General features: G+C 49.3%; 13 protein-coding genes. 1 reads left to right on the top strand and 12 read right to left on the bottom strand.

Translation table 11 applies throughout. The annotated features are described in order from the left end of the window. Window positions 1-10: 10 nt before the first annotated feature. The 7 genes from pheS to RDN69_RS00035 all read right to left on the bottom strand — a co-directional run bounded on the left by pheS (window position 11) and on the right by RDN69_RS00035 (window position 6,352). Entirely contained in the window at window positions 11-1,033 is a 1,023-nt protein-coding gene (gene pheS / locus RDN69_RS00065) for a phenylalanine--tRNA ligase subunit alpha (protein WP_288218069.1), read from the bottom strand. A 277-nt stretch (window positions 1,034-1,310) separates the two neighbouring features. Further along, entirely contained in the window at window positions 1,311-2,450 is a 1,140-nt protein-coding gene (locus RDN69_RS00060; protein WP_288218068.1) for an acyl-CoA dehydrogenase family protein, read from the bottom strand. A gap of 10 nt (window positions 2,451-2,460) precedes the next feature. Next, a complete protein-coding gene (locus RDN69_RS00055; RefSeq protein ID WP_288218067.1) occupies window positions 2,461-2,892 on the bottom strand; it encodes a PaaI family thioesterase in 432 nt (143 codons plus the stop codon). Next, the gene (locus tag RDN69_RS00050) at window positions 2,885-3,325 is read right to left on the bottom strand and encodes a PaaI family thioesterase (protein ID WP_288218066.1); all 441 of its coding nucleotides are present in this window, start codon (window positions 3,323-3,325) and stop codon (window positions 2,885-2,887) included. The genes RDN69_RS00055 and RDN69_RS00050 overlap by 8 nt, the downstream gene beginning before the upstream one ends. Window positions 3,326-3,337: 12 nt before the next feature. Then, complete coding sequence (locus RDN69_RS00045) at window positions 3,338-4,546, bottom strand: ABC transporter permease (RefSeq protein WP_288218065.1); 1,209 nt, start codon at window positions 4,544-4,546, stop codon at window positions 3,338-3,340. 1 nt (window position 4,547) lies between these two features. Beyond that, a complete protein-coding gene (locus tag RDN69_RS00040) occupies window positions 4,548-5,246 on the bottom strand; it encodes an ABC transporter ATP-binding protein (protein WP_288218064.1) in 699 nt (232 codons plus the stop codon). An 8-nt stretch (window positions 5,247-5,254) separates the two neighbouring features. Next, window positions 5,255-6,352 carry an efflux RND transporter periplasmic adaptor subunit gene (locus tag RDN69_RS00035; protein ID WP_288218063.1) on the bottom strand — a complete coding sequence of 366 codons (1,098 nt, stop codon included), beginning with the start codon at window positions 6,350-6,352 and terminating at the stop codon, window positions 5,255-5,257. A gap of 160 nt (window positions 6,353-6,512) precedes the next feature. On the opposite strand from RDN69_RS00035, the gene RDN69_RS00030 reads away from it, so the two are divergent. Then, complete coding sequence (locus tag RDN69_RS00030) at window positions 6,513-7,874, top strand: MATE family efflux transporter (protein WP_024048793.1); 1,362 nt, start codon at window positions 6,513-6,515, stop codon at window positions 7,872-7,874. Window positions 7,875-7,885: 11 nt separating this feature from the next. On the opposite strand, the gene RDN69_RS00025 is transcribed toward RDN69_RS00030, so the two are convergent. The 5 genes from RDN69_RS00025 to RDN69_RS00005 all read right to left on the bottom strand — a co-directional run. Next, window positions 7,886-8,926 (bottom strand): glycosyltransferase family 9 protein, encoded by a 1,041-nt coding sequence (locus tag RDN69_RS00025; protein ID WP_288218062.1) that lies wholly within the window; start codon window positions 8,924-8,926, stop codon window positions 7,886-7,888. Continuing rightward, complete coding sequence (locus RDN69_RS00020) at window positions 8,917-9,432, bottom strand: D-glycero-beta-D-manno-heptose 1,7-bisphosphate 7-phosphatase (RefSeq protein WP_052098513.1); 516 nt, start codon at window positions 9,430-9,432, stop codon at window positions 8,917-8,919. The genes RDN69_RS00025 and RDN69_RS00020 overlap by 10 nt, the downstream gene beginning before the upstream one ends. Before the next feature lies 1 nt (window position 9,433). After that, the gene (rfaE1, locus tag RDN69_RS00015; protein ID WP_288218061.1) at window positions 9,434-10,897 is read right to left on the bottom strand and encodes a D-glycero-beta-D-manno-heptose-7-phosphate kinase; all 1,464 of its coding nucleotides are present in this window, start codon (window positions 10,895-10,897) and stop codon (window positions 9,434-9,436) included. Then, complete coding sequence (locus RDN69_RS00010) at window positions 10,881-11,444, bottom strand: SIS domain-containing protein (protein WP_034436507.1); 564 nt, start codon at window positions 11,442-11,444, stop codon at window positions 10,881-10,883. Before RDN69_RS00010 ends, rfaE1 begins: the two co-directional genes overlap by 17 nt. Continuing rightward, window positions 11,444-12,014, bottom strand: a 571-nt coding sequence (locus RDN69_RS00005; protein WP_288218060.1) for a dipeptidase, incomplete at its 5' end; no start/stop codon positions are given. The genes RDN69_RS00010 and RDN69_RS00005, both read right to left, overlap by 1 nt.

The raw sequence follows: 12,014 nt of genomic DNA, 5'->3' as shown, positions 1-12,014 counted from the left end.
TATTTCCCTCCTAAAACTGCGCCAAGAAGCGCACATCATTATCATAAAATAAACGTAAATCGTCAATTCCGTACACCAGCATGGCAATTCGTTCCACACCCATACCGAACGCAAAACCGCTGATTTTTCCCGGATCGTAACCGTTTAAACGCAATACGTTCGGGTGCACCATCCCGCAACCGAGAATTTCCAACCATTCTTCGGACGTATCCACCGTACCGCCTTTACTGTGGCGTTTGCGGAACGAAATATCGACTTCCGCGCTCGGTTCCGTAAACGGGAAATAGCTGGCACGAAAGCGCACCTTGGTCTCTGTACCGAAAATTTCCCGGCAGAAATGCTCAATCGTTCCCTTCAAGTCGGAAAATGTAATGCCCTGATCAAGCAAGAGTCCTTCGACCTGATGGAACACCGGTGAATGCGTCGCATCATAGTCGGAACGATATACTTTGCCGGGCGCAATAATACGAATCGGCGTGTTCGGTTCCTGTGACTGCATCGTGCGCGCCTGAACCGGCGACGTATGCGTACGTAAAAGAATCGAATCATTGATATAAAACGAGTCTTGCATATCACGCGCCGGATGGTCTTTGGGAAAATTCAGACTTTGAAAGTTATAAAAATCATCTTCGATTTCCGGACCTTGCGCAATCGTGTACCCCATCTTCATAAAAATATCCTGAATGCGACGATTGATCTGCGTCAATGGATGCAAATGACCTCGCAGCGGTCGACGTCCCGGTAACGTAATATCAATTTTTTCCGCCGCCAACCGTTCGCTCAATGCTTTTTGCGCCAGTTCATCCTGCTTCTCGCTCAGGTTTTTTTCCAAAAGGCCGCGCACTTCGTTAGCGAGCGCTCCCACGACCGGCCGCTCTTCAGCGGTCAGATCCTTCATGCCGCGCAATATCGCAGTCAGTTCCCCTTTTTTACCTAAGAACGCTACTCGGATTTTTTGTAACTCCGATTCGTTCGCAGCAGCTGTGATTTCTTCCAACGCACGCCGCTGCAGTTCCTGCATTTCCTCTTTCATAACAACCCTCCTAAAAACACAAAAAGACCCTCGCCTGGGGCGAAAGTCTCTTCCGCGGTACCACCCAAATAAGTACTCGAAATCTTTATCGCAGAAATACGTTTTGCCTACGTTATCAGCAAACTGCTCCCGAATGAACTGTATGGTTTCACACGCCGACTTTTCCAGTCATGAAGTCGACTCCCTGAAGTGCGAATATTCCATACACCTTTCGTTCCTAGCATCCAATCTGAAATTAAAGACAGTATAACAAGTTAACTTTGATTCCGCAAGTCGCTTATGAAAATTTGAGACCGCCGGCGATAATGCCTCGTTGCACCTGATTGCTGCCTTCAAAAATTTGCATGACTTTGGCATCACGCATATATTTTTCTAACGGCGCTTCTTTGGAGTAACCGGCGCCGCCCATAATTTGAACGGCATCTGTGCTTACTTTCATCGCCGTATCGGACGCAAAACACTTCGCCATAGACGCGATAACACCGGCGTTTCTCGCGCCGGCCATTTGACTGGCAGCCGCTTTCCACACCAGCAAGCGAGACGCTTCCGTGGCCATTGCCATATCGGCCAACATCTGCTGCACCATCTGCAGCGCAATCAATTTATTACCGAACTGCACACGCGTGTGCGCGTATTTCCCTGCGGCCTGCAATGCCGCTTCTGCAATACCGACGGAGATCGCACCGACAAAGGGACGTGATGCATCCAACGTCCGCATCGCCCATTTGAAACCGCTGCCCTCACGTCCTAAGCGTGCCGACTCGGGTACAAAGCAATCCGTCAGTACCAATTCCGAAGTAGCGGAAGCACGAATGCCCATTTTATCTTCCACTTTACCCACACGGAAGCCGTCCGTATCTGTCGGCACAATGAATGCTGTCAACCCGCGGACGCCGCGAGCCGGATTGGCATTGGCAAAGACCACTACCACATCGGCAATCGGGCCATTGGTAATAAAATGCTTCGTACCGTTTAAAATGTAGCCGCCTTCCGTTTTTTTCGCGCGTGTTGCAATCGCCGACGCATCCGAACCGGCATTCGGTTCCGTCAAGGCAAACGCGGCCATCCCTCCGCCTAAAATCACGTCACAAAAAGCTTGCATCTGCGCGGGTGTGCCACCGAAGGCTACCGGCAACATGGCCAGCATATTCGCTGCGCACGCCGTCGCAATACCCGCGCAGCCTTGTGCGATTTTCTCAAAAATAAGAGCCAATGTCATGGCATCCAAACCGATGCCGCCGTATTCTTTCGGTACGCCGAGTGAGGTCAGTCCGGTCTGCTTCAAAATTTTCCAGAGTTCATCCGGCACCACACCCTCTTTATCCATTTCCAGTGCGCGCGGTGCGATTTCTTTCGTTACAATTTCCTGCACCAGATCCAATAATTCTTGCTGTTCGGCAGTGATTGTAAAGTCCATTATTCCCTCCTTAAATATCGTGCGCGATATCAATCGGGTGCACGATCCAATACGTGCCTTTCCCCGAAAGCATTAATCTCTTGTTGTCATCGTAAAATTTAACTTCCCCGACCAATGTCTTTTTACCGTGGTGGATGATTTCACCGTAGCCGTGCACCCAGGTACTTTCCGGAACGGGACGAATATACGAAATATCCAAATCAATCGTGACGACATGGTAGCCGAGCGCTCGAGATGCCCACCCCATGCAAGCGTCACTCATCGTAGCCAGCGGCGCTCCATGTGCAATTCCGCGGCGATTGGTGTGGAAATCCGGTTCGATAAACAGTTTAAAATGAGTTTTTCCCGGAAAGAGATCCACTACTTCAATTTTCATAAACTGAAAATAAGGATCTTCACTTTTGGCACGTTGATAAAAATTTTCCAACGAGGGATCAATCATTTTTTTCCTCCATCATCCATAAGGCTTTCCCCAGCACATAAAATGTTCCTTCACAATGAGCTAAGAGCCGACCTTTTTCATCGCGAAAATCGCAAACCGTCCGCATCGTGTTGCGTCCGTTATGAATAACCTCTGCCGTTCCCGTCACCGTCGAATCCAAAACGGCAGGACGAATATACGAAATACGAAGTCCCATGGTCGTGACTGATTTGCCGTGTGCAAAACAGGCTGCTCCCATATAGGTATCAGCCAAGCCGAAAAGGAAACCGCCATGTGTCGACTGGTAGGAGTTTTCCACAATTTCGCGCTGCGCTATTGTTTTCATTACCAAGTGTCCCGGTTCCATCGTCACCACTTCATAATTCATCAGGCGATCAAAAGGATTCAGTAACACCATCTCCATGATTTTTTGTTGCTCCTGCTCCGTTATCATTATCGACTCCACCTATTCATAATGTAGCGCATCGATCGGATTCAAGCGTGCCGCTTTACGGGCCGGATACAAACCGAACAGCAAACCGATGGCTACCGAAAACGCAAATGATCCCAAAATCGGCCAAGGAGAAATGGCCGCGGAAACGTTGACTAAGGAGGCCATCGCGTGCGCCCCTAAGATGCCGACGATGACACCGATCGTGCCGCCTACCAGACTGATCGTAATCGACTCAATCAAAAACTGCGTAATAATCATCTGATACGTCGCACCGAGAGCTTTACGTATTCCGATTTCACGAGTACGTTCCGTTACTGATACCAGCATAATATTCATGATTCCAATACCGCCGACTAACAGCGAAATCGCCGCAATCGCACCCAAGAAGAGGGTAAGCGTTTGCATGGTTTGCTGTACGGTTTCTAAAACGTCTGCCATATTTTCTACCGTAAAATCATCTTCGCGATTGGGCAAAATCTTATGTCGAATCCGCAAAAGGTTGGTAATATCCGCTTCCACTTGCGACATCGCATCGGCGGATGCGGAGGCGACGCTGATCGTTTGCACATAGGTGATGCCGAGCAACCGTTCTTGCACGGTGCTGAACGGCGCCAAAATACAGTTATCCGCATCATTTCCGCCCGATGCACCTTTCTCCGCAAGAGTTCCGATTACCACATACGGGTCATTTTTTACACGAATTTTACTGCCGATCGGATTGGCATCGCCAAATAAATTCTTGGCGACCGTCTTGCCGAGTAGCACTACGCGCGCCCGCGATTTATATTCTTTTTCCGTCCAGTAGCGGCCTTCCTCAATTTCCGCGTCCCTGACATTACGGTAGGATGCGGTAACACCGATAACCTTTGTGGTCCAGTTTTTATTGCCGGCCACTACTACATACGACCCCTGCACCATTGGCGAGGCGTCTTTGACATTAGGCAGCGACGTAATCGACACATAATCATTATAATGCAGCGTTTCCAAACTTCCTGCCACCGGTCGTAATCCCGGTGTTCGCGGTGCTCCCGGTATAACAATCAGGAGATTGGAGCCGAGTTGCGAAAACCGATCTTCCGTATCTTTTTGGACGCCTTGGCCGATCGAGACCAGCGCAATCACGGAAGCCACCCCGATGATAATCCCCAGCATCGTCAAAAGGAAGCGCATTTTATTACTGATTAAAGCCTGCCACGCGATTTGTAAATTTTCCCAAAACATACTACGCATCGTCGGCTACCATCCATTCCTGCGTCACGACCCCGTCGCGCAACACGATATGAGATTGCGCATAAGCGGCAATATCCGCCTCATGGGTAACCAGCAGAATCGTCCGACCTTGACGATGAAGCTCCGTAAAAATTTCCATAACTTCCGCACCGGATTTACTGTCCAAGTTGCCCGTCGGCTCATCGGCCATAATAATCGCAGGATGATTGACCAAGGCTCGCGCAATGGCGACGCGCTGTCGTTGACCTCCGGAAAGTTCCGTCGGCAGATGATGCAGACGCTCGCCCAGTCCCAGTTGCGTTAATAATTTGCGTGCATACTCGGTTCGCTCCGGTTCCGGCGTCCCCGCATAAATCATCGGCAATTTTACGTTTTCCAAAGTGGATAACTTGGAAAGCAGGTTAAAACTTTGAAATACAAACCCGATTTTTTGATTACGCGTTTGCGCCAATCGATCATCCGATAATTGCGCGACTTCTTCGCCGTCCAATTCATACGAGCCGGAGGTCGGGCGATCCAAGCATCCCAGAATATTCATCAAGGTTGACTTGCCCGAACCTGAAGGTCCCATGATCGACAAAAATTCACCGCGCTCTACGGAAAGAGATATCCCTTTCAGTACGGGTACTTCCTCTTTTCCTAAGCGATAATTTTTAATGATATCTTTCAACACTATTACAGGCACACTCATCATTTCACCTAAATTCGCGGCTGACGCGTTACAGAATTGCCCGCTTTATCTTCTTTGACACTGCCGCTGGTAACAATCGTATCTTCGGCGCCAAGGCCGGAAATAACTTCCGCCTGAGTATCCGTAATAATACCGATTACTACCGGTGTTTTTTCCAGCTTGTCTCCCGCTTTTTTATACACGTATTGACCGTTCACATCGCTGCGCAACGCTGTGATCGGTACCAATACGACATGATCTTTCGTTTGCGCGTCAATGATCGCACGCGCTGTCATGGACGGATACAACGCACTGATTTCATCGTTGTTAATCGCCACGTATACCGTATAGTAAATAACCGCTGTACTCGAAGAATTTCCGCTCGAAGCCGGCGTGCGGGAAATGTCCGTCACATGCCCGTGGAACTTTCGGTTCGGATACGCGTCAACAGTAAACGTTACATTTTGTCCGGTCTTGATCTGACCGATGTCTGTCTCATCCACTAAAAGACGGATCCGCATGGAAGAAAGATCGGCAATTTTCGCAATGATCATCTGACTCGACAAACCTTGCGCTACCGTCTCGCCCACTTTCATCGGTTCACCGATCACGACGCCGTCCATCGGCGCGACAATCGTCGTGTCGGACATGTCCGCTTGCGCTTTATTGTAGGTAGCTTGCGCTGTTTCATAGTTCATTTGCGCATCCGCCAATTGCTGATAGGAAATCGCTCCCTCGGCATATAATTGACGATATCGGTCGTAAAGGCTTCGTTTATTGGCTAAAATACTTTCCGCCTGACTCAACTGACTTTCCGCCGATTTCGCAGAAATCACCGCCAAGACGTCGCCTTCATGAACTTGCTGATTTTCTTTCACAAACACCTGCGTTAACGTACCCGAAATGTTGGCGCTCAGCTTTACTTCATTAACCGGTTCGATCGCGCCTGTCGCATCAATCGAGCTGGCAATTGAACCTGTGGTGACCTGCCCCAACACATAAGACTCTTTACTTTCTGTAGTCCGATGCGTCCACCACCAAACCCCGGCTAATATAAGCAATAAAAAAAGCACTCCCCAAACAATTTTACGTTTATGAGTTTGCCAAAATTCGTTTCGAGCCATCATTTCACCCGCTTTATCTAAGTTATCTGAATGTTCCCTTTGTTCTTTTTATTATAACATAGTACAAGTTTTGTTTTAGCGATACCGATCCGTATAATCGGATTCTCATACAGCAAAATTCCGTCCGGTTTATGATATAATATTTCTACTCAAAGGAGGCATCATGCAACATTTCGACTATCCCCGCCAAATGTGGCGGCAATTTTTTTCTATTTGGATACCGCTTTTCCTGACTCAATTATCCCTTGTAGCCGGCGGTTTTTTCGCCGCGACGGTAGCCGGCCGACATAGTACCGTGGATCTCGCCGGAGCGGCAGTCGGCGTGAATTTATGGGTACCGGTGTTAATGACTTCGATCGGTCTTTTTATGGGACTTACGCCGATTATTTCCCAACTTTTAGGCGCCAATCAGCCGACAAATATTCCTTCCATTGTGCGGCAAGGAATCTACCTTTCTCTGACTGTCGGCCTGGTAACCATTTGCATGGGAAGTTTTCTCCTCCCCTGGATGCTTGATAACTTAGGTCTGGAGCCTGCGGTGCGCAAGGTTACACAGGGTTTCTTAACATTTATCGCCTACGGAATTATCCCCTGTTTTATTTCTGTCACGCTACGTAATGTAGTCGATGCTCACGGTTATACTCGTATTTCCCTTTCGATTATGACTACAGGATTTTTCCTGAATATTATTTTGAACTATGTGTTTATTGACGGCTATGGCAGTATTCCCTCGTTGGGCGGTGCCGGTGCGGGACTGGCAATTACCATTTCCAACAGTGTGAACTGCTTGCTCTTTTTCTTGGTTATGCTTTTTTTGCCCCCCTTTTCCCATTATCGCATTTTCAAGGAATGGGAAGGCCTTCATTTCGCAAGATGGCGGGAGCAACTGAAAATCGGCTTACCGATCGGCGGTGCCAACTTTTTGGAAATATCCTTGTTTTCTATCGTCGGCCTCTTAATCACGAGCTATGGTACACAGGTTATTGCCGCTCATAATGCCGCGAATAATTTTTCCAACGTATTGTACTCGCTCCCTCTTTCCGCCGGTATTGCCGCGACGATTTTATGCGGGTTTGAACTTGGTGCCAAACGCTTTGCGGCCGCCTTACGCTATGCCCGCATGGCGCAAGTTTTTACGATCGGCGTGGCAACCGTCCTATTTATTCTCGCCTTCTTTAACTTCAACTCGATTGCCGGTCTTTATACCAATGATCCGCAAATGATTACGCTCACTGCCAGTTTTATGGTGTATGCGCTGATGTTTACCTTTGCGGACGCTACCGGCGTACCGATCCAAGGAGCGCTGCGCGGTTATAAAGACGTACGTTTCGTATTTATCGTTTCATTATTATGCTATTGGTGTATCGGTTTGACCTTAGGCATTTTTCTGTCGCATTATACCAATTTAGGTCCTTACGGTTATTGGGTCGGTATTATTTGCGGTTTACTTGCTGTCTCCATAGCCTACAATTCACGTCTCATCTATCTCAATCGCAATCGACATAAAATCCAAACCACGCATTAAAAAAGAGACCGTTACGGTCTCTTTTTTTGTTCCGCGTTTATTTTCTTACGATACAATGTAATGACATCTTCTACCGGGATGGTGCTCATCGCAATGTTGCGGTTTTTCTTGATTTTTAAATCAGCATTTTGCGCTTGCTGTGCCGTCACATAATCGCCTTGGGGATTGTGAAACGGACCGCTGCGTTCCGGACGCGTCGGACCGTACAAACCGATGATGGACGTGCCGTACGCATTGGCAATATGAAGCGGACCCGTATCACCGGAAATATGCATGCGCGCATGTTTCTCCAGCGCCAGCAATTCACGTAAACTTGTTTGGCCTGTCAGATCTGCCGCTCTTTTCGTTCGGTCTCCCGCCAGCAAGCGTTGCGCCAGCGGGGTGTCAGCGGCGCTGCCGGCAATAACTACATGCCGCCCGTCAGCGGTCATCTGACCGATCAGTTCCCGCCAGGATGTTTCCGGCCAATCCTTCCCCGCACCGCGGCTGCTCGGCGCAATCACAATATACTCGCCGGTCACGCCCAAAGCTTGTAATTTTTGACGTAATGTGACTTCGGCATCACTGATGTCACACAAAGGATACGCAATCCGGTCGATATCCGCGCCGAAATACTCTACCACGTCCAATAAACGTTCCGTGATATGACCATATTGATGAGCGCCGACAATCGGCTGGCTTACCAGTCCGCTTCCTTCGCGCGCTTCCCAATATCCGTAACGCGCTTTAGCGCCGCTTAACCGCGCCACCAAAGCACTCTTAGCAAGCATCTGCAAATCCAATACCAGGCCAAACGAGCGTTCGCGTAATTCCCTATGTAATTCACGCCAATAGGAAGGCTGGCGAAGACGATTCCGGTCAATTACAACTTTATCGTCCAAATAAGGAGTGCCCGGCAAAATATCTTTAAATGCGTGATGAACCGCCCAAGTAATATGCGCGTGCGGATACTTCTTACGTAACGCAAACAGCGCCGGCAACGCACAAATAATATCGCCGAGCGAGCTCATTTTAATAATTAAGATACGTGCCTGCGGCAAATTTAATTCCATTGGAGATCCCGTACGCATTCATGCATAAATTCCTGCACATTACCGCCGGTAAATAAAAATCCGCGAATGCCGGCACGCTCGGCGGCCGCCACATCCCGTTCGCCGTCACCGATCAAAAACGCGTCTTCCCGTGCGATACGGTGTTTACTGAGCGCTTGAATAATCATGCCCGGCCGCGGTTTACGGCAAACGCAATCCACGTCATATTTTTTTACTTTGGCATGTAAAAGATGCGGACAATAAAAAAACTCCGTCACTTTTCCGCCCGCTTTGGCAAACTCTTCGTTCAGCCAGCGGTGTAATGCCTGCACGTCCTCTTCCGTGTACATGCCGCGCGCCACACCGCTTTGATTGGTCACAACGAAAATCAGCCAGCCCTGTCGGCTCAGTTCGGCAATCATTTCCCGCGCTCCGGGAATAAATTCCACTTCGTCCGGCCGACTCACATAGCCGTGATCAACATTAATTACTCCGTCACGGTCTAAAAATATCGCTCGTTGTGACAATTTAATGAACTCCTTTATTTCGACTGGTAATAGTAGTAATAAGTTTTGTTGTGGAGTATCCGTCCACGAAAGGAATTATTTGCACGCGACCGGCAAACTCTTTGCCGACGACGTCATCCGGCGAGTAGTCTCCGCCTTTGACCAATACGTCCGGACGAATCTCCCGGATCAGCTCATAGGGGGTATCCTCGTCAAAAACAACTACGGCGTCCACCGCACGCAATGCCGCTAAGTGGTAAGCCCTGTCTTCTTCCGCAACAATAGGGCGCAAACTCCCTTTTAAGCGTCGTATCGAGGCATCAGAATTGACGCCGACGATCAAATGGTCTCCCAATTCCGCCGCCGCTTCCAAATACGTCAAATGTCCGCGATGAATCAAATCAAAGCATCCGTTGGTAAAAACAATGGAATCACCCGCATCGCGCCATGCTTTTACCGTTTGTCTAAGCTCAGACAGTGTCAATACGGCAACATCCCGATGGACATTATCATTCAATGAGGCTGCCAATTCCGATTGCGAAATCGCATATGTACCCACTTTGCCGACTACTACACCGGCGGCACAGTTCGCCAAATGCAGCGCAAAACGCCGCGGTAATTGGGCTCCTATCGCCGCAGCAAGCACGGCTACCACCGTATCGCCCGCCCCGGAAACGTCATACACTTCCCGCGCCAAAGCCGGATGCTGAAAACTGTGCGATTCATTATCCACCCAAAGAATGCCTTTGGCAGAACGCGTGACGGCCACTTGCTGCACACCTGACTTTTTCATCAGGGCAAGCGCCGCTTCTTTTACTTCGCGTTCGTGATTCGCAAGCGTTGTTCCGCAGGCTTCGCTTAATTCTTTCAGGTTCGGCGTTACAAGCGTCGCATTGCGGTAACGAGACCAATCCGCCTGTTTCGGATCTACCAAAACCGGTACTTGCGCATCGCGTCCGATTTGAATTACTTTTTGGCAAAGTAATTCCGTACAAATTCCTTTGCCGTAGTCGGAAATCACTAAGGCCGCACAACCTTTTTCTATTTCCTTTGCCACTTGCTCGCAAATGCGGGAAACGGTACGTTCCGAAATATCCTGAATCCGTTCCTGATCAATCCGCAGCATTTGTTGTTGCACACCAATCACGCGTGTTTTTGTCGTCGTCTGTAAGGCTGCATCCGTCAATATGCCGCTGTCATCCATATCGCCCGCACGCAAGACTTCGCGAAATTCATCGGCCGCGCTATCATCACCGACAGCACTGATCAAGCGTACAGGACAACCCAATCCGCGCAAGTTGGCAGCGACGTTGGCAGCACCGCCCAAACGTCGTTCCGTTTTTTCAATGCGATGTACCGGTACCGGCGCCTCGGGCGAAATGCGTGCTACCTGACCGAACAGGTAGCGGTCCAACATGACATCACCGACTACGACAATGCGCAAAGTATGTAATGAGTGGAAGAAACGCTCAACATTCGTGCGCATATTCATCCACCATTTCACACCAAATATGTCCCGTTAAAATATGCATCTCCTGCACGCGGGCTGTCACATCACTCGGCACATGCAGCACCAAGTCACAGCAGGTATCCATCTCGTTACCTTTGGCCCCCGTCAAACCGATAATTTTGAGTCCGTTGATTCGTGCGGCCTCAATCGCTTTCAATACATTGGGACTGTGGCCACTCGTGGAAATCGCCACTAATACATCTCCTTTTTGCCCGAGTGCCGCTACTTGGCGGGCAAATACTTGCTCGTAACCGTAGTCGTTCGCGGCGGCGGTCAAAACCGACGTATCCGTGGTCAACGCGATCGCCGGCAGCGCACGACGTTCCGCATGGTAACGCACAATCAGTTCAGCCGCCAAGTGTTGCGCATCCGCCGCCGAACCGCCGTTGCCGCAAAATAAAATTTTCCGCCCGCGCTGCAAAGCATGACAAATGATTTCTCCGCTTTGTGCTATTTCATTAGCATGCTCCTGATAAGCTTGGGCGACTTCTATATGTTCATGAAGTGCATTGGCAATATCCATTATTTACCTGCCGGCAGTGTGTCGTTAAAGAAGCGTATAGCATTTTTATGACTGATATGATCAATATCGTCCGCGGAGAAGCCTTCTTTTTCTAATGCTGTAAACAGTTTATCCATTTCGGAGGCGTCATGAATTTCAAGGTAAGGCTGGATGCCGTCAAAATCCGTTCCCAACGCGACCGTTTCGATTCCTGCTATGTCAGCGATATATCGAGCATGGCGAGCAATATCCGCCGCCTTGGAAACCAATAACGGCGAATCCAATTGCGGTGCCGGAACCGGTCGTTCGCCGATCGCCACCTGATGATATTCTTCTGTCGTCAACGGCGCCAAAAGTAATCGCGGATTATTCACTTCGGAAGGATCTGTAATCGGTTTCGAACCGACGAAATTTCGCGAGAAGTTTAAACCGATCACACCGCCTTTTTCCCCGAACGCACGTAATAAATCGTCGGGCAAATTACGCGGATGTGAAAAAACGGCACGCGCATTAGAATGAGAAGCCATCACAGGTTTTTCGGCGCGTTCCAACAATTCTCTCGTACCTTGATCGTTCAAATGGCTCGTATCG

Source organism: uncultured Negativicoccus sp. (genome assembly GCF_902480485.1).
GTDB lineage: Bacteria > Bacillota > Negativicutes > Veillonellales > Negativicoccaceae > Negativicoccus > Negativicoccus succinicivorans.
The sequence above is the reverse complement of the archived record's forward strand: the minus strand, read 5'-3'. Positions and strand labels throughout refer to the sequence as shown.